This is a genomic window from Vibrio sp. D3 (assembly GCF_043995865.1).
In the GTDB taxonomy this organism is placed as follows: Bacteria; Pseudomonadota; Gammaproteobacteria; order Enterobacterales; family Vibrionaceae; genus Vibrio; species Vibrio diabolicus.
In genome coordinates this window covers 2,533,092-2,551,841 of sequence record NZ_CP171887.1, presented here as the reverse complement: position 1 = coordinate 2,551,841, position 18,750 = coordinate 2,533,092, and the positions used below count along the sequence as shown (strand labels likewise).

At 44.4% G+C, this 18,750-nt stretch carries 15 protein-coding genes and 2 tRNA genes; 13 read left to right on the top strand and 4 right to left on the bottom strand.

Going from position 1 to position 18,750, the window contains the following annotated elements; translation table 11 throughout:
* Window positions 1-11: 11 nt before the first annotated feature.
* A complete protein-coding gene (locus ACHFJ9_RS19765) occupies window positions 12-1,304 on the bottom strand; it encodes a peptidoglycan DD-metalloendopeptidase family protein (protein WP_139060597.1) in 1,293 nt (430 codons plus the stop codon).
* 130 nt (window positions 1,305-1,434) lie between these two features.
* On the opposite strand from ACHFJ9_RS19765, the gene tyrS reads away from it, so the two are divergent.
* Together tyrS and ACHFJ9_RS19755 are read left to right on the top strand one after the other, a co-directional pair.
* Window positions 1,435-2,622, top strand: a complete 1,188-nt coding sequence (gene tyrS / locus ACHFJ9_RS19760) for a tyrosine--tRNA ligase (RefSeq protein WP_065645535.1) — start codon at window positions 1,435-1,437, stop codon at window positions 2,620-2,622.
* A gap of 418 nt (window positions 2,623-3,040) precedes the next feature.
* Window positions 3,041-3,886, top strand: a complete 846-nt coding sequence (locus ACHFJ9_RS19755) for a magnesium transporter (RefSeq protein ID WP_203343389.1) — start codon at window positions 3,041-3,043, stop codon at window positions 3,884-3,886.
* Here the strand turns inward: ACHFJ9_RS19755 and dacB are convergent.
* The gene (gene dacB / locus ACHFJ9_RS19750) at window positions 3,865-5,286 is read right to left on the bottom strand and encodes a serine-type D-Ala-D-Ala carboxypeptidase (RefSeq protein WP_053809229.1); all 1,422 of its coding nucleotides are present in this window, start codon (window positions 5,284-5,286) and stop codon (window positions 3,865-3,867) included. The genes ACHFJ9_RS19755 and dacB overlap by 22 nt on opposite strands.
* 186 nt (window positions 5,287-5,472) lie before the next feature.
* A complete protein-coding gene (locus tag ACHFJ9_RS19745) occupies window positions 5,473-6,483 on the bottom strand; it encodes a porin (protein WP_012841444.1) in 1,011 nt (336 codons plus the stop codon).
* A gap of 545 nt (window positions 6,484-7,028) precedes the next feature.
* On the opposite strand from ACHFJ9_RS19745, the gene greA reads away from it, so the two are divergent.
* Window positions 7,029-7,502, top strand: coding sequence for a transcription elongation factor GreA (gene greA, locus ACHFJ9_RS19740; protein ID WP_005380065.1), 474 nt, complete (start codon window positions 7,029-7,031; stop codon window positions 7,500-7,502).
* 84 nt (window positions 7,503-7,586) lie between these two features.
* On the opposite strand, the gene yhbY is transcribed toward greA, so the two are convergent.
* Window positions 7,587-7,883 carry a ribosome assembly RNA-binding protein YhbY gene (gene yhbY, locus ACHFJ9_RS19735; protein WP_005380066.1) on the bottom strand — a complete coding sequence of 99 codons (297 nt, stop codon included), beginning with the start codon at window positions 7,881-7,883 and terminating at the stop codon, window positions 7,587-7,589.
* 138 nt (window positions 7,884-8,021) lie between these two features.
* Here yhbY and rlmE point away from each other — a divergent pair, with 138 nt between their 5' ends.
* The 10 genes from rlmE to infB all read left to right on the top strand — a co-directional run bounded on the left by rlmE (window position 8,022) and on the right by infB (window position 18,705).
* On the top strand, window positions 8,022-8,651 hold the full coding sequence (gene rlmE / locus ACHFJ9_RS19730) for a 23S rRNA (uridine(2552)-2'-O)-methyltransferase RlmE (RefSeq protein WP_005388985.1): 630 nt from the start codon (window positions 8,022-8,024) through the stop codon (window positions 8,649-8,651).
* Between the two features lie 108 nt (window positions 8,652-8,759).
* Window positions 8,760-10,733, top strand: a complete 1,974-nt coding sequence (ftsH, locus tag ACHFJ9_RS19725; RefSeq protein WP_085342669.1) for an ATP-dependent zinc metalloprotease FtsH — start codon at window positions 8,760-8,762, stop codon at window positions 10,731-10,733.
* A gap of 52 nt (window positions 10,734-10,785) precedes the next feature.
* Window positions 10,786-11,616: a dihydropteroate synthase gene (folP, locus tag ACHFJ9_RS19720; RefSeq protein ID WP_065645530.1), complete on the top strand. Its 831-nt coding sequence runs from the start codon at window positions 10,786-10,788 to the stop codon at window positions 11,614-11,616.
* Between the two features lie 19 nt (window positions 11,617-11,635).
* The gene (gene glmM / locus ACHFJ9_RS19715; RefSeq protein ID WP_005394663.1) at window positions 11,636-12,976 is read left to right on the top strand and encodes a phosphoglucosamine mutase; all 1,341 of its coding nucleotides are present in this window, start codon (window positions 11,636-11,638) and stop codon (window positions 12,974-12,976) included.
* A gap of 221 nt (window positions 12,977-13,197) precedes the next feature.
* A complete protein-coding gene (gene secG, locus ACHFJ9_RS19710) occupies window positions 13,198-13,536 on the top strand; it encodes a preprotein translocase subunit SecG (protein WP_005394661.1) in 339 nt (112 codons plus the stop codon).
* Between the two features lie 16 nt (window positions 13,537-13,552).
* Window positions 13,553-13,636 (top strand) — tRNA-Leu (locus ACHFJ9_RS19705).
* Between the two features lie 56 nt (window positions 13,637-13,692).
* Window positions 13,693-13,769: transfer RNA gene (locus ACHFJ9_RS19700), tRNA-Met, on the top strand.
* A gap of 225 nt (window positions 13,770-13,994) precedes the next feature.
* Window positions 13,995-14,450, top strand: coding sequence for a ribosome maturation factor RimP (rimP, locus tag ACHFJ9_RS19695; protein WP_005394659.1), 456 nt, complete (start codon window positions 13,995-13,997; stop codon window positions 14,448-14,450).
* Window positions 14,451-14,486: 36 nt separating this feature from the next.
* Window positions 14,487-15,974, top strand: coding sequence for a transcription termination factor NusA (gene nusA / locus ACHFJ9_RS19690; RefSeq protein WP_005380084.1), 1,488 nt, complete (start codon window positions 14,487-14,489; stop codon window positions 15,972-15,974).
* 22 nt (window positions 15,975-15,996) lie between these two features.
* Complete coding sequence (gene infB, locus ACHFJ9_RS19685; protein ID WP_046875050.1) at window positions 15,997-18,705, top strand: translation initiation factor IF-2; 2,709 nt, start codon at window positions 15,997-15,999, stop codon at window positions 18,703-18,705.
* The last annotated feature ends 45 nt before the right edge of the window (window positions 18,706-18,750 follow it).

Genomic DNA, 18,750 nt, shown 5'->3' with positions numbered 1-18,750 from the left:
AATACATCAATTTACTTCATTGCTAACAGTTTGCTGTAGCGCTCAAGTTTGTCCATGCTAATTTTTGCGTTTGCCATGAAAGTTTGTCTTGCTTTGCCTGTTAGGGATTTAGATTGTGGCAAATTCACCGTACGCGGGTTTTTGTGGACACCATTCACAAGGAACTCATAGTGCAAGTGAGGGCCTGTTACACGACCTGTTCCGCCAAGCGTACCAATGGTTTGACCTTGCTTAACGCGTTGACCAGCTCGTACTGTACGTTTAGTTAAGTGCAGGTACTTGGTAATGTAAGTATTGCTATGTTTAATGAAAACGTAGTTACCATTAAATTTGTTGTAAGACGATTTTTGAACGACACCATCGCCAGCCGCCCAAATCGGGGTGCCCACTGGTGCCGCATAGTCCGTGCCTCTATGAGGACGAACGCGTCCCGTTACAGGGTGTAAGCGGCGTGGGTTGAAGTTAGACGAAACTCGACGGAAATCCAACGGCGCGCGCAAGAACGCTTTTTTCATTGCTCGTCCATTTTCGTCGTAATACTTGCCACTTTTCTGATCCAGTATTGCGGTGAAGGTATCGCCTTGGTTTTTAAAGATCGCAGCAATGATTTTTCCACGACCGATTACTTCACCTTCTACCACTTCCTCTTGGTAAAGCACTCGGAAGCTGTCGTTTTTACGAATATCTAAAGCAAAGTCGATGTCCCAACCAAATATGCCAGCCAGTTCCATGATTTGGTTACCATTTAATCCAGAAGATATTCCCGCATTCCAAAAGTTTGATTTGATGGTGGCTTCAGCGTAGTTGTACTGGAAGTCGACTTCTTTTTTATCGACTTCTGAGACGTATTTACCGTCTTTTAACGTGATACGAAAAGTTTCGAATGCGCTTAATGTTCTTCTTAACTGTACTAAGTCGTTGTTTTCATCAAAACCGAATTGCAATCGATCGCCAGGTCGAAGTCGGGTTAATTGCTTTTCCACTTCTTTGTCTGATGAGACAAGCTCATGCAATAGGCGGGCAGAAAGCCCCACGCGACTAAACAAGATGGCGGCACTCTCACCATTTTTCACTTTGTACGTTTCCCAACGCAGTACAGCGGGGGACGCTGGAGACGAACGGTTTAGTGCACTGAGTTCTAGGGAAACTGGCACAGGATAATGTTGACCAACTTTTAATCGGCTCTGCTGTGGGTCTAGGTCTTGCGGATCAGGTAAAAAGAAGAGCGCGAAGATAATCAGCGCACTAAAAAAACCGATCAATACTTTGTGCAAGAGTGGAAGTCGGACAAAAATCGAATGCATGAGGTACTTGATTGCTAAATTAAACGGAAAAATTCACAACTACCTAGTCTAACGTGTTTCAAAATGCATCGCTATTCAAGTAATATGTTCAGCTATTATATTTTTGCCAAATCTGTGGGAGTGAACAAGAATGGCGAGCATTGAAGCTGCACTAGCCGAGATTAAGCGCGGTGTTGAAGAGCTGATTCCAGAAGAAGAGCTTATCGCAAAACTAAAAGAAGACCGTCCTCTACGTATTAAATTGGGTGCGGATCCTACGGCTCCAGATATTCACCTAGGTCATACGGTTATTTTCAATAAGCTTCGCTTGTTCCAAGAGCTAGGTCATGAGGTGACGTTCCTAATTGGTGACTTCACTGCAATGGTTGGTGACCCAACAGGTAAAAACACAACACGTCCACCGCTAAGCCGCGAAGACGTATTGCGTAATGCAGAAACTTACAAAGAGCAGGTATTCAAAATTTTAGACCCTGCAAAAACTAAGATTCAGTTCAACTCTGAGTGGTTATCTGAGCTTGGTGCAGAAGGTATGATTCGTCTTGCTGCAAACCAAACCGTTGCTCGTATGCTAGAACGTGATGACTTTAAAAAGCGTTACGCGGGTGGTCAGCCAATTGCTATTCATGAGTTCATGTACCCACTTCTACAAGGTTGGGACTCAGTAGCAATGGAAACTGACGTTGAGCTTGGTGGTACTGACCAGAAGTTCAACCTGCTAATGGGTCGTGAACTGCAAAAGTCTCACGGTCAAAAACCACAGGTTGTACTGATGATGCCTCTTCTAGTGGGCCTTGATGGCGAGAAGAAGATGTCTAAGTCAGCAAACAACTACATCGGTATCAGCGAAGCGCCAAGCGAAATGTTTGGTAAAATCATGTCTATTTCTGATGACCTAATGTGGAGCTACTATGAGCTGCTATCTTTCCGTCCTCTGGAAGAGATTGCTCAATTCAAAGCTGATGTAGAAGCGGGCAAAAACCCTCGTGACATCAAAGTATTGCTAGCAAAAGAAATTATTGCTCGTTTCCACAGTGAAGCTGATGCAGATGCGGCAGAGCAAGAATTCGTAAACCGTTTTGCGAAGAACCAAATTCCTGATGAAATGCCAGAATTTGATTTTGATGCAGGTCGCCCAGTGAGCAATCTGTTGAAAGAAGCTGGCTTATGCCCATCATCGTCAGATGCGATGCGTATGGTTAAGCAGGGCGCTGTGAAGATAGACGGTGAAAAAATTGCGGACAGCAAATTTGCTCCAGCAGCGGGTACTTACGTGTTCCAAGTAGGCAAACGTAAATTTGCACGTATTACTATTCAGTAATCAATAATCGCTGCAAATGAAAGCGCCTGATGGGCGCTTTTTTTGTATAAAAATTTAGCGAAAAAGACAAAGTAAAACTTCCAAACATGTTGAACTTTGCTACTATACTCACGCTGCCAATAATGGCAGCGTTATTGGAGATTTACATGAACAATACCGACCATCCTCCCAGTCGTTGGGTGAGTAAGAGCAAGGGAGCGAAATAACCCGCTTCGGTATTGGCGATCTCCGCCTTACCTAAGTGGTGAGGCATCTTTTCTAATTTTCTTCTCGTTATTTCCTTCATACATTCTGAATAGACAGTGCATCCGCATTGGTTTTCTCTGTGCATCTTAATTGTTGTGTGACTTTAAGTATGCAAGATTGACTTTGCGTGCCTTGTCGATGGTCGTTACCAATGCCAATCGGGAGATTCGCCATGACGGTAATGAACAACACTTTTATTGAAACAACACCAAACTTTTCTGAAGTAGAAATTGGTGCAGCTCGCAATGCATTTTTGCAGTATGAGCAAGAGCAACAAATCCATTTGCTTACGATCATGCCGATTGATGAGGCGGTAGGTATTTTGCAGCATTGCTCTGTCGGTTATGTGAATAGTCTTATTGCTCAACTTGAGCAAGCAGGCCATGACAAACGCGCACGTCATTATGCTCACCAATTGGGTTTGCATATGTCTGAAGTTGATACACCTGATGGTTATTTATCGACTAGTGTTTTGGGGCACGTGAAGCAGCGTATTGGGTGGATCATTGCACTGGCCCTTTTAGGGATTGTGTCGGGTTTGATCATTGCTCAGTATGAGGACACCCTTAGCCAGCTCGTTTTGCTTGCGGTGTACATGCCTGTGATCGCTGCGGCTGGTGGTAATACAGGAACACAAGCTGCAACTTTGGTGATTCGTGCTCTTGCAACTGGAGAGCTAAAAAAACGCCAATGGTTAGAAGTTTTGTGGAAAGAGAGCCGCGTTGCTCTATTTATTGCGTTAGCGATCGCTATCGTGATGATTGGACGCATTATGTTATTTAGTGCCGGTCAATCAACAGGGGGCTTTGAACTTACCGATATCGCATTGGCAATAGCGGTTGCGTTATTCATCCAAGTAACAATTTCTACAACATTAGGTGGACTGCTACCAATTATTGCACGAGCTTGCAAGATGGACCCAGCGGTATTGGTGAGTCCAGTGCTTGCATCTATCGTCGATATTTCAGGGATGTGGATATACTTTAATGTGGTGAACTATTTCTTGGGTATCGCCTGACTAAAGTTCACAATATCATTGTAAAAAAGCTGCTCAAAATGTGTAATAGGGGCGATGACAGGTTTGTTATCGTCCCTTTTTTCTGGGAAGTAGTCTGAAACAAACTGAACAAAAACGGTATTAGGTTGACCATTTTTATCCAAGCCATATCCGGCCATGTTGTAAGTTCCGTAGAGGGAGCCGCTTTTGGCGATCAATTGTCCTTTAATTGGCAACTTTCGCATACTTTGTCGGTACTTTAGTGTGCCTGACTCACCTGACTTCGGCATGATGGCGATCAGTTTAAGCTCGTCTTCGTGCTGCCAAATATAACGAAGAATTTCCGCCATTTTGGTGGCGGAGATACGATTGTTTCGCGAAAGTCCTGAGCCGTCTTCTAGGCGCGCATTACGAATATCAATACCAGTGTTGGCGAAAATGATCTGCTTGATCGCCTCTGTACCGTTGGCAAAGCTACCTGACTGAACAAAAAACTTAGCGCCAAGTGTTTTGGTTAATGTATCTGCAATCAAGTTATCAGAGTTTTTAAGCATCTCTTCCAGAATGTCTGGTAATGCCTCTGATTGATGCATGGCGATTAGCTTGCGCTGTTTTTCCGGAGCCGAACCGATCCTAATCTTTCCTGATAACTCAATATTGAGCTGCTTAAGCAAAGCTGCCAATCTATGGCTGGTATAAAGTTCAGGATCTTGAATGGCAAATTTAAGTGGCAATGGTTTCTCCCTCTCAACTAAGCATCCAGTTAGCTTGTAGTTGTTATCAGGGTTTGCGACTAAGCCTAAATCGCAATGACGACTTTTCTTAATCGTTTTAGAAACGGTCTCGACAGTACTTGTTACACGAATAGGTTGATGCTCAGGTACGTAGACTCGAGTCCCACCGTCTTTTTGCGTATAGATAGAAGCCTGCACACAGTTGTTATTGAGTGTGATGGTCGATGCCGGAGCGCTGTAGCAAACTCCCAAGATATCCCACGGCCAGCCCACTGCACGGTTGTAACCAGTGAATGCGCTGTTATCGAGCCATAAGTCACCGTCAATACGTTTTAAGCCATTTTTCTTGGCTAGGGTAAGAAGTGATTTTAAATCGTTGGTTTGGAGCGTTGGATCGCCGACAAAGTAAATCACTGCGTCTGAGCTTGACGCTTCTAGCTTGGTTCGAAAGCGGAAGTTATCACCCAGCTCTAACTTTGCCGCTAATGCTGTGACGATTTTTAATGTACTGGCTGGTGGGAACAGTTGTTCGGTAGGATGAACACCGTCAAGTTCAGCATTTTCACTGAGTTTTTCCGCGACTAAACTGATGCGAGAGCCTTCCGGCAACACTTCTTGATGAGGGTACGCTTGTGAAAAAGCAGAAAGTAATGAAGAGAATATGAGCAAGGGCCAACGTAAACGCATAATGATACTTTCTAAGGTGAGTTATGTGATTGAGTATACGCAAGTCCTTTCAATATGCTAGGTAACTAAAGAAATGCTTTATATGTCATCAGGAATGAGACATGAGAGAAAGGCGCGCGGCTTAAAATGGAGTATAAAAAATGCCCGCTTGAAGCGGGCATTCGATATTCTAGTCAAAGACCGGAATTAGAAGTCGTAACGTAGACCTAGAGCTAGCTCGTCTTCAGCATCGATCTTGTTCGCAACTGTCTTACCGCTAGTTGAGCCGAACTTATCGCCAGCGTCAATTAGGTTGAAGTTGTAAGAAACGTAACCGCGGAAGTTAGGTTTGAAGTAGTAAGAAGCATCAACAGCGAAGTTGTTTGCAGAAGTTTCGTTGTCAGTTTCTGCATTGTTGTACGTTGTTGTGAATACTGTTTGACCTAGCGTGTAAGCACCCGCTAGTTCGTAACCAGTGTAATCAACAGTGTTGTTGAATGTGTCAGTCATTTTTTCGCCATCTGTGAAGATACCAGCGAAGTAAAGATCAGACATTGTGTAAGATGCAGCTAGCATGTACTCGTTTGCATCGTATTGGTCTGCGTAACCAGCACCAAGCTCAAGACCAGTGTCTGCTACAGCGTAGATAGCTGATAGAGAGTAGCCGTCTTGTTTGTTATCAGAGTATTCACCGTTTTGTTCTACACGGTCAGCGAAGCGGTAGCTTGCTTTAACACTTAGGTTTTCGAATTGACCTTTGTAAGCCATCATGTTGTCTGTACGGTCTGCTACAGCTAGTTTGTCTGCTGCAGAGTTACCGTGGTAAGCCATGATATCTGTGAAGTCAGTGATAACGCCTAGTGCACCTTCAGTTTTACCGTATGCGAACTCACCGTAAGCACCGCCAAGACCAGCGTAAGCAAGACGAGTTTCTAGATCGCTCTTGTCGTCGCCGTCTACAGTACCGTTTTGAGCAGTCTCAAATTCACCTTCCCAGAAACCAACACCGTATAGGTTGTCATTGATCTCTTGTTTACCAAGGAAGTTTAGACGGATGCGAGATTTGTCTTGAGCGTCGCCATCTTTCATAGATAGACGTGCTTCAGCGCGGCCGCCCATTTCTAGAGAAGTGCCGTCTTGGTTGTAAAGTTCAGCTGCGTTTACGCCAGTTGCCATAGCTGCTGCAGATACAGAAAGAGCAATTAGAGTCTTTTTCATCTTATTTGTCCTAGTTAGCTGTCCATAATCATTGTTGTATGGGGGAGAGGTAATCTCTCACAAGTTGTTGGTCTATAATCGGCCAATGAGCGGTATAATTCGCCCTTGTAAGCCTTTGATCTAACAACTCGCTGGACATGTTTTACTGCTAAAGTTTCCGTATGAGTTAGTAAAATGATATAAATCGTATCGATGAACACTGTTCGATTGCTCTGATTTTTGGTTTAACTTTTTGTTTTAAATAAGATTTTGTGGCTATAACATTCGTCTGACATTGATTAGTTTTTATCTTTTTTGATGTTTTTTGTGTAATGAACAGTGTTGTTTTTCAACAAATTGCGACAGTGATGCACTCTAGAATCGTTCTAAAAGTGACTTATATCATTATGCCGAAAGGGCATAGTCTTACAGCCTTTCGAATTAAGATGATTTCGTCCGGGAGTTTGTTTACACTAAATGAAATACATCTTTAAGCGCACTACCCAGCCCTATGGCAGGGTGGGCTTTTTTTTGTCCAAAGACCCATTTGGGCTTGAGGTTATAAAATGGAAAAAGTTCCAATGACACTACGTGGCGAGCAAAAGCTACGTGCAGAACTCGATCGTCTACTTAAACTACGTCCTCAAATTTCAGAGGCAATCGCTGAAGCTCGTGAGTTAGGTGATTTAAAAGAGAACGCAGAATATCACGCCGCTCGAGAAGAGCAGGGTATCTGTGAAGCACAAATCCGTGACATTGAATACAAACTGTCAGTTGCTCAAGTAATTGATGTAACGAAGATGGAGAACACGGGTAAAGTTATTTTTGGTTCAACCGTAACCTTGATTGACATCGACACCGAAGAAGAAAAAACATACCAAATTGTTGGTGATGACGAAGCAGACATTAAAGCTGGCCGTATTTCAGTAAGCTCACCAATTGCTCGTGGCTTGATCGGTAAGATGGAAGGCGATGAGGTTGCTATTCAAACTCCGGGTGGCGCGAAAGACTTCGAAATCGATCGAGTAGAATACATCTAAGTCGTTGAGAGTAATTTTGTTACTCCAATAAAACGCAAAAAGGTCGCCAATGGCGACCTTTTTTCTTCAGCAACGTAAGTAGAATTACTTACGAGGGATTTCGATTTTACGCTCTTCAGACTGGCGGTACAGCACAAGCACTTTACCAATAGTCTGAACTTTTTCTGCGCCCGTCTCACGTACGATAGCGTCGATGATTAGCTGTTTTGTTTCACGATCTTCTGAAGCAACTTTTACTTTGATCAGTTCGTGATGGTTAAGAGCGATTTCAATTTCTGCTAGCACGGCTTCTGTAAGTCCATTTGCGCCCATTAGCACGACAGGTTTTAAACTGTGAGCTAGGCCTTTAAGGTGCTGCTTTTGTTTGGTGCTTAGGTTCATTACGCGGCCAATTTTCTTTAAAATAAGGGTTGAAAAAAGCTATTTTAACGCCATCTATTGCTGAAGACTATAATTTATTGAGTAATAGGTAGCGCCTATTAAAACAATAGCTCCAATTTGCGCCTTGTTGGGATTAAAATGAGTAAACAAAAACATTCGGCTAGTTCTGGTCGTTGGTTGAAAGAACACTTTGATGATAAATACGCGAATGAGGCTCGTAAAAAAGGCTATCGCTCACGTGCTTATTTCAAGATCGATGAGATTCAAACGAAAGATAAATTGTTAAAGCCTGGGATGACAGTCGTCGATTTGGGTGCGGCACCGGGCGGGTGGTCTCAATATGCTGCTAAGATAGTAGGAGACAGTGGTCAGATCATTGCGTGTGATTTGCTTCCTATGGACCCGATTGCGGGTGTCAGCTTTTTACAAGGCGACTTTCGCGATGATGCTGTATTGGAAGCTTTGCTAGAAAGAATCCAACCTTCAATGGTAGACGTAGTAATGTCTGACATGGCACCTAATATTGCGGGAAATAACTCTGTTGACCAACCTCGTGCTATGTATTTAGTTGAATTGGCTTTAGATATGTGTCGACAAGTTCTAGCGCCTAATGGTAGCTTTGTCGTAAAGGTTTTCCAGGGGGAAGGCTTCGATCAGTATGTGAAAGAAGTCCGAGACATGTTTAAAGCCGTAAAAATTAGAAAACCAGACTCATCGCGAGCTCGCTCTCGAGAAGTCTTTGTTGTAGCCACTGGTTACAAAGGTTAACCATTTTGCTCTCTTGAGAGCGTGTTAACACTATAGCTACAGTGAATGAACTGTAGTACCCTACCTTTAATTACAATTAGTTATCGAGAGGCTTACACCTTGAGTGACATGGCAAAAAATTTAATTCTGTGGCTTGTTATCGCCGTCGTATTGATGTCGGTATTCCAGAGCTTTGGCCCTGGAGAAAGCAATGGCAGAACCGTGGATTACACCACGTTTGTACAGGAAGTTGGCCAAGGCCAGATTCAAGAAGCAACTTTTAAAGACGGTGAAATTAGCTTTGTTCGTCGTGGCGGCGGTGCCAAAATGGTCACTTACATGCCAGTGTATGACCAAAAGCTTCTAGATGACCTAATTAACCAAAACGTGAAAGTACAGGGCACGCCTCCAGAAGAGCAAAGCTTGCTTGGTACTATTTTCATTTCTTGGTTCCCAATGATCTTACTGATTGGTGTATGGATTTTCTTCATGCGTCAAATGCAAGGCGGCGGCGGTAAAGGCGCTATGTCTTTTGGTAAGAGCAAAGCTCGAATGATGAGCGAAGAACAAATCAAGACAACTTTTGCTGACGTCGCTGGTTGTGACGAAGCAAAAGAAGACGTGAAAGAGCTGGTGGACTACTTGCGTGATCCAAGCCGCTTCCAAAAACTGGGCGGTAAGATTCCTACTGGTGTGTTAATGGTTGGTCCTCCTGGTACTGGTAAAACGCTTCTAGCGAAAGCCATTGCTGGTGAAGCAAAAGTACCGTTTTTTACCATCTCGGGTTCAGATTTCGTAGAAATGTTTGTGGGTGTCGGTGCATCTCGTGTACGTGACATGTTCGAACAAGCTAAGAAAGCAGCGCCTTGTATTATCTTCATCGATGAAATCGATGCGGTAGGTCGTCAGCGTGGTGCTGGTGTTGGTGGTGGTCACGATGAACGTGAGCAAACACTAAACCAAATGCTAGTAGAGATGGATGGTTTCGAAGGTAACGAAGGTATCATCGTAATCGCTGCAACTAACCGTCCAGACGTTCTTGACCCAGCGTTGCTACGTCCTGGTCGTTTTGACCGCCAAGTAGTGGTTGGATTGCCAGATGTACGTGGTCGTGAGCAGATTCTAAAAGTACACATGCGTAAAGTCCCTCTAGCAGGTGACGTAGAGCCTTCTCTAATCGCTCGTGGTACACCAGGCTTCTCTGGTGCTGATTTAGCAAACCTAGTCAACGAAGCGGCGCTATTTGCTGCGCGTGGTAACAAGCGTAACGTTTCTATGGTTGAATTCGAATTAGCGAAAGACAAAATCATGATGGGTGCCGAGCGCCGTTCAATGGTGATGTCTGAAGAGACAAAAGAGTCAACGGCTTATCACGAAGCAGGTCACGCAATTGTTGGTCGTTTAGTACCTGAGCACGATCCAGTGTACAAAGTGTCGATCATTCCACGCGGTCGCGCGTTGGGTGTGACTATGTACCTACCGGAGCAAGACCGTGTCAGCATGTCTCGCCAGCATCTAGAGTCTATGATCTCTAGCTTGTACGGTGGTCGTCTAGCGGAAGAACTCATCTACGGTGCTGATAAAGTCTCAACAGGCGCGTCAAACGATATTGAACGTGCAACTGATATTGCTCGTAAGATGGTTACTCAATGGGGTTTCTCTGAAAAGCTTGGTCCTCTACTGTATGCAGAAGATGAAGGCGAAGTGTTCTTAGGACGTAGTGTAACTCAGACTAAGCATGTATCTGACGATACGGCGAAGTTGATTGATGATGAAGTTCGTCAGATCATTGACCGCAACTATGACCGTGCGAAGAAGATTCTTCAAGAAAACATGGATATCATGCATGCGATGAAAGATGCGCTGATGAAGTATGAAACCATTGATGCTCGTCAAATTGATGATTTAATGGAGCGCAAAGCTGAAATTCGTGAGCCTGCGGGTTGGAGTGATAACTCAACTAGCAAACCTGAAGACAGCGAGAAGCCTCAAGCAAAGCCAGAAGTTAAAGAAGAAGCAACGGACGCTGCGAAAGATGCAGAAAAGTCTAGCTCTTCAGAAGCGACTTCTAGCGAAGCGCCTGAAAAGAAAGACTCTGAATAAAGAGTGTTGATAATAATAAACCCCGAGTTATCTCGGGGTTTTTGTGTTTATGATGATGATTACAGCAAATAACAAATCTTTAGATCTTTCCCGTCCACATGTTATGGCCATTCTAAATGTGACTCCGGATTCCTTTTCGGATGGTGGTAAATACAACTCGATTGAACTCGCCCTTGCTCAAGTTGATAAAATGATAAAGGCTGGTGTAAGCATTGTTGATGTTGGTGGGGAGTCGACAAGGCCTGGCGCGCCAGATGTGTCTTTAGAAGAAGAACTTCGACGTGTTGTCCCAGTAATCAAGGCCATTCGTGAAAAGTACGATGTGTGGATTTCGGTCGATACCAGTAAAGCGGAAGTTATGCGTCAAGCTATTGATGCTGGTGCAGATTTGATCAATGACATTCGATCTTTGCAAGAACCTGGTGCTCTCGAAGTCGCAGCAGAAGCAAAGCTTCCAATTTGTCTGATGCATATGAAAGGTCAACCTAGAACCATGCAAGTTGCACCTCATTATGATGATTTGATGAGCGACGTATCTGCCTTTCTAGAAGAACGTATCGCGGCATGTGAAGCAGCAGGGATTGATAAATCTCAACTGATTCTCGATCCTGGGTTTGGCTTTGGCAAAACGATAGAACACAATTATCATATGCTCGCTCATCTTGAAAAATTTCATGAATTCGGCCTGCCAATTTTGGCTGGCATGTCTCGTAAGTCAATGATTTTTAAGTTGTTGGATAAGCCTGCGGCTGAATGTACAAATGCGAGTGTCGTTTGCGCTACGATTGCAGCAATGAAAGGCGCGCAGATCATTCGTGTGCATGACTTTGAAGAGACAATCGAAGCAATGAAAGTTGTTGAGATGACGAAAAACAATATTTAAAAATAATAAAGGAAAGTTTATGTCGAATAAAAGACGTTACTTTGGTACTGACGGTGTGCGCGGTAAAGTAGGACAATACCCAATCACTCCGGACTTCGTACTTAAGCTTGGCTGGGCTGCTGGTCGTGTACTAGCAAAACAAGGCACAAAGAAAGTTATTATAGGTAAAGATACGCGTATCTCCGGTTATATGCTTGAATCTGCATTAGAAGCAGGCCTTGCTGCAGCGGGACTTAAAGCAACATTTACTGGTCCAATGCCAACCCCAGCAGTGGCATATTTAACTCAAACTTTCCGCGCAGAGGCGGGGATTGTGATTTCTGCATCGCATAACCCATATTACGACAACGGCATTAAATTCTTTTCTTCTGAAGGTACTAAGCTACCTGACGATATCGAGTTGGCGATTGAAGCTGAGCTGGATAAAGACATTGAATGTGTTGAGTCTGCAGAACTTGGTAAAGCCACTCGTCTAAATGACGCTGCAGGCCGTTACATCGAATTCTGTAAGAGTACTTTCCCATCTGAATTGAGTCTTGCAAACTTTAAAATCGTGGTAGATTGTGCGCACGGTGCAACGTACCACATTGCTCCAAATGTCTTCAAAGAGCTTGGCGCAGAAGTTATTGCAATGGGCGTAGAGCCTAACGGCATCAACATTAATGAAGAAGTGGGCGCAACAGATGTTCGTGCGCTTCAAAAGCGTGTCGTTGAAGAGCAAGCGCACCTTGGTTTAGCATTTGATGGTGATGGTGACCGTATCATTATGGTCGATCACCTTGGCAACAAAGTCGATGGCGACCAAATTGCTTACATTATTGCTCGTGATGCTCTTCGTCGTGGCGAGCTAAAGGGTGGTGTAGTTGGTACGTTGATGACTAACTTGGGCATGGAAAATGGCTTAAAGCAGCTAGGCATTCCATTCGTTCGTGCCGCTGTTGGTGACCGTTATGTCATGGAACAACTGCTAGAAAAAGGCTGGAAAATTGGTGCTGAAAACTCAGGCCATGTGATCTTATTAGATAAAGTCACCACGGGCGATGCGATTGTTGCAGCACTGCAAGTGCTTGCTTCTGTAGTTGGCAGCGATATGTCTTTGCATGAGCTATCGCAAGGCATGACGTTGTATCCTCAGGTTCTAGAAAATGTCCGCTTTGCAGGGGAAAGTAATCCTCTTGAAGCTCAAGCAGTACTAAACGCCGTCGCCGAAGTAGAAGCTACGCTGGGTGATAAAGGACGTGTATTGCTGCGTAAATCTGGCACAGAGCCTTTGATTCGCGTTATGGTGGAAGGTGAGGATGGCGAGTTAGTTCAAAGCTCTGCATTGAAAATTGCCGAAGCTGTAAAAGCAAGTTGTTAATCATTGCGTTAAAGTGTGCAGTGTATGAAAAGGGCATCTTTTGCCCTTTTTTTGAGCGCTTAGCGCATTGGCATTGATTTTTTACTAATTTTCCCTTGTCAGCGTTACCGGCTTTCGCTAGTATTGCTCCGCCTCCCGTTAGGAGGTCGCTAGCCTTGTTCAATTATGATTTATTCTCTTGAACGGCGCTGGCTCAACAATTTGGAACATAGGTGGAAAAAATGTTTTCAGTTCTACTTGTGATTTACCTGTTGGCAGCGCTTGGTGTGATTGGCCTTGTGTTGATTCAACAAGGTAAAGGCGCAGATATGGGAGCCTCGTTCGGTGCTGGTGCTTCAAACACAGTGTTTGGTGCTGGCGGCTCAGGTAATTTCTTAACCCGAACAACTGCTATTTTAGCAACCGTATTCTTTATCGTTAGCTTGTTGCTTGGTCGTATGTCTACGCACAAGATTGAATCACAATGGGTAGACCCAACATTAGGTCAACCAGTTGTTGAACAAGTTAAGGATGCAGCGAGTGAAGTTCCAGCCCCTGCGGGTGATGAAATTCCTCAATAAGCTGTAAGGTTTTGATGCCGAGATGGTGAAATTGGTAGACACGCTAGCATGAGGTGCTAGTGCCTTAGGTGTGAGGGTTCGAGTCCCTCTCTCGGCACCATGTATTTACAAACTTGTAAATCACTTGTTTGCGAGTATAATGCTCAGCAAGTCGGACGCGGGGTGGAGCAGTTTGGTAGCTCGTCGGGCTCATAACCCGAAGGTCGTCGGTTCAAATCCGGCCCCCGCAACCAATCTCTTTCTTTAAGAAGAAATCGTAGATTGGCAAGTTTGCGTAGTGCTAACCACACTACGAGTTAAGAGAAGCATTTGTTGGCTATTCTTAACGTATCAGGGTCCAGCAGCATAAAACCCCGACTATCGGGGTTTTTTGTTATCTGAGCTTTTTGAAATAGCTCAGAGACTGCTTGGTTTTTTGATTGGGCTCTGAGCCCTTTTTTTGTTTCTGGAGTGGTTAAATGACTGGTTTAGAAAGACAACTTACTGAAATGCTTGAAGCACCAGTAGAGGCATCAGGCTATGAGTTGGTTGGATTAGAATTCATTCGTGCAGGCGCGCACTCAACGTTACGCATCTACATTGACCATGAAAATGGTATTAACGTGGACGACTGTGCAGAAGTTAGCCACCAAGTTAGTGCGGTTTTAGACGTTGAAGATCCAATTTCTGTTGCTTACAGCCTAGAAGTGTCTTCTCCAGGTTTAGAAAGACCACTTTTTAAAGCAGCACATTACGAGCAATTTATTGGTCACGAGGTCAGCATCGTATTGAAAATGGCTGTAGCAAACCGTCGTAAGTGGAAAGGTATTATCCACGGCGTTGATGGCGAAACAGTGACAATTACTGTAGACGGTCAGCAAGAAGAGTTTGCTCTAAGTAACATTTCCAAAGCTAACCTGATCCCTAAATTTTAGTTCCCTAAAAAAGTTTAAGCTTAGAGGCTAAATACAATGAGTAAAGAAATTTTAGCGGTAGCAGAAGCGGTATCGAACGAAAAAGCGGTACCTCGTGAGCGTATCTTTGAGGCTCTTGAGATTGCTCTAGCAACTTCTACAAAGAAAAAATACGAAATTGAAATCGACGTACGTGTTGCCATTGACCGTAAAACTGGTGAGTTTGTGACTTACCGTCGTTGGTTAGTTGTTGATGATGTTGAGAACCCTACAAAAGAGATCTCATTAGAAGCAGCACAGTACGAAGATGACTCAATCGAACTTGGCGACTACGTAGAAGACGAAATCGAATCAGTAACGTTTGACCGTATTACGACTCAAACGGCTAAGCAAGTTATCGTACAAAAAGTTCGTGAAGCTGAACGTGCACAAATCGTTGAGCAGTTCATCGACAATGAAGGTGATCTAATCACTGGCGTTGTGAAAAAAGTAAACCGCGACACTATCGTGCTTGACCTTGGTAACAACGCTGAAGCGGTAATCCTACGTGATGACCAACTTCCTCGTGAAAACTTCCGTCCAGGCGACCGCGTTCGTGGCCTTCTTTACAAAGTCGCGCCTGAAGCACGTGGTTTCCAACTGTTCATCACTCGTTCTAAGCCTGAAATGCTGGCAGAACTATTCCGTGTTGAAGTGCCTGAAATCGCTGAAGATATTATCGAGTTGAAAGGCGCGGCACGTGATCCTGGTTCTCGTGCTAAGATCGCTGTCAAAACAAATGACAAACGTATCGACCCTGTAGGTGCGTGTGTTGGTATGCGTGGTGCACGTGTACAAGCTGTTTCTGGCGAACTTGGTGGTGAGCGTATCGATATTGTGCTTTGGGATGATAACCCAGCTCAATTCGTTATCAACGCAATGGCGCCAGCTGATGTTGCTTCTATCATCGTTGATGAGGATGCACACTCAATGGACATCGCAGTTGAAGCTGACAACCTAGCGCAAGCTATCGGTCGTAACGGTCAAAACGTGCGTCTAGCATCTCAGCTAACAGGTTGGGAACTGAATGTTATGACAGTTGCTGATCTTCAGAAGAAACACGCTGAAGAATCACAAGCATCTATTGAAAACTTCATGAAGTACCTAGATATTGAAGAAGACTTCGCTCAACTTCTTGTTGAAGAGGGTTTCTCAACGCTAGAAGAAATCGCATACGTGCCAGTTAACGAGCTACTAGAAATCGATGGTTTGAATGAAGAACTAATCGAAGAGCTTCGTGGACGTGCAAAAGATGCACTAACGACGATCGCACTAGCACAAGAAGAGTCTTTTGAAGGTCTAGAACCAGCTGAAGATCTGCTTGCACTTGAAGGTCTTGAGCGTGAGATGGCATTTAAATTGGCAGCGAAAGGTGTAGCGACACTGGAAGATCTTGCTGACCAAGGTATTGACGATTTAGAAGGTATCGAAGGCCTGACCGAAGAACGTGCAGGTGAGCTAATTATGGCCGCACGTAACATCTGTTGGTTCGGCGAAGAAGCATAATTTTCGGCAAGGAGGAAGCGGCATGACACAATTAACAGTTAAAGCACTGAGTGATGAGATTGGTACGCCAGTCGACCGCTTGATTGAACAACTTGCTGACGCTGGCATTAAAAAGGCGAGCTCTGACAATGTTACTGATGAAGAGAAGCAGAAGCTTCTCTCTCATCTAAAGAAAGAACACGGTGATAAATCAGGTGATTCAGAGCCGACTCGCCTTACGCTTCAGCGTAAAACTCGTAGTACACTTAGTGTGAACGCGGGTGGTGGTAAGAGTAAGAATGTTCAGGTTGAGGTGCGCAAAAAACGTACATACGTGAAGCGCAGCACAATTGAAGATGAAGCGAAACGTGAAGCTGAAGAAGCAGCACAACGTGAAGCAGAAGAAGCAGCAAAACGTGCAGCAGAAGAAGCTGCAAAACGTGAAGCTGAAGAAGCTGCAAAACGTGAAGCTGAAGAAGCTGCAAAACGTGAAGCGGAAGAAAAAGCGAAACGTGAAGCGGAAGAAAAAGCGAAGCGAGACGTAGATACGAATGCACAACGCAATGCTGAAGAAAAAGCAAAGCGTGATGCTGAAGAGAAAATTAAGCAAGAAGCAGCGCGAAAAGAGGCCGACGAGCTTAAACGTCGTCAGGAAGAAGAAGCTAAGCGTAAGGCTGAAGAGGAAAGTCAGCGCAAGCTTGAAGAAGCTCGCGAATTGGCTGAAAAGAATAAAGAGCGTTGGTCTGCTGCAGAAGAGAAAAAGGGTGATATGGAAGATACAGATTACCATGTAACGACTTCACAATACGCACGTGAAGCCGAAGATGAAGCAGATCGCAAAGTAGAGAGCGGTCGTCGTAAGAAGAAAAAAGCTTCAGGTAAAGACGACCAAGCTCGCGGTGGCCGTAACAACCAACGTGGCGGTAGAGGTCGTAAAGGCAAACTTGCTAAACCGACTTCAATGCAGCATGGCTTTGATAAGTCAGCAACGGTTGCTAAGCAAGACGTTGTAATTGGCGAAACGATCGTTCTATCAGAACTTGCTAACAAGATGTCGGTTAAAGCGACAGAAGTTATCAAAGTAATGATGAAGATGGGCGCTATGGCGACTATCAACCAAGTGATCGACCAAGAAACAGCACAACTTGTTGCTGAAGAAATGGGCCATAAAGTAGTTCTTCGTAAAGAGAACGAACTGGAAGAAGCGGTACTATCTGACCGTGACACTAACGCGGAAGCAGTTCCACGTGCTCCAGTTGTTACTATCATGGGTCACGTTGACCACGGTAAAACGTCAACACTTGACTACATCCGTCGCACACACGTTGCTTCTGGCGAAGCGGGTGGTATTACTCAGCACATTGGTGCGTACCACGTTGAAACAGACAACGGCATGATCACGTTCCTTGATACTCCTGGACACGCAGCGTTTACTGCAATGCGTGCTCGTGGTGCTCAAGCGACAGATATCGTTGTTCTTGTAGTTGCAGCAGACGATGGCGTAATGCCACAAACAGTAGAAGCGATTCAGCACGCGAAAGCGGCAGGCGTTCCTCTAATTGTTGCTGTGAACAAGATCGATAAAGAAGGCGCGAACCCAGATAACGTTAAGAATGAGCTTGCTCAATACGATGTTATTCCTGAGGAGTGGGGCGGTGAGAACATCTTTGTTCACATCTCTGCGAAACAGGGTACAAACGTTGACGCTCTTCTAGAAGCAATCCTTCTTCAATCTGAAGTTCTAGAACTTACAGCAGTGAAAGAAGGCATGGCGTCTGGTGTTGTTGTTGAATCTCGTCTAGATAAAGGTCGTGGTCCAGTTGCAACAGTACTTGTTCAATCAGGTACGCTAAACAAGGGCGATATCGTTCTTTGTGGTCAAGAGTACGGCCGTGTTCGTGCAATGCGTGATGAGCTAGGTAAAGAAATTACTTCGGCTGGCCCATCTATCCCTGTAGAGATCCTAGGTCTTTCAGGTGTACCATCTTCAGGTGATGAAGCAACAGTAGTTCGTGACGAGCGTAAAGCGCGTGAAGTAGCTAACTACCGTGCTGGTAAGTTCCGTGAAGTGAAGCTTGCTCGTCAGCAGAAATCTAAACTAGAGAACATGTTCTCTAACATGACTGCTGGTGAAGTTGCTGAACTTAACGTTGTACTTAAAGCAGACGTTCAAGGTTCTGTAGAAGCAATCGCAGACTCACTAGTTAAGCTATCTACTGACGAAGTTAAAGTGAACATCGTTGGTTCTGGTGTTGGTGGTATTACGGAAACTGATGTAGTACTAGCGGAAGCTTCAAACGCAATCATCCTTGGCTTTAACGTTCGTGCAGATGCTTCTGCTCGCCGTGCTGTAGAAGCCGCAGCTGTTGACTTACGTTACTACTCAATCATTTACCAATTGATTGACGAAGTGAAACAAGCAATGGGCGGTATGCTTGCTCCAGAATTCAAGCAAGAGATCATTGGTCTTGCTGAAGTTCGTGACGTGTTTAAGTCACCGAAACTGGGCGCTATCGCTGGTTGTATGGTTACAGAAGGTGTGATCAAGCGTAACAACCCAATCCGTGTACTGCGTGATAATGTTGTTATTTACGAAGGTGAACTAGAGTCACTACGTCGTTTCAAAGATGACGTTCAAGAAGTTAAGAATGGCTACGAATGTGGTATCGGCGTTAAGAACTACAATGATGTTCGCGTTGGTGACCAAATCGAAGTCTTCGAAATCGTTGAAATTAAACGTACTCTAGACTAATTGACTAAAATTACTAATATTGTCTTTGAAAGATAAGTAGTAATT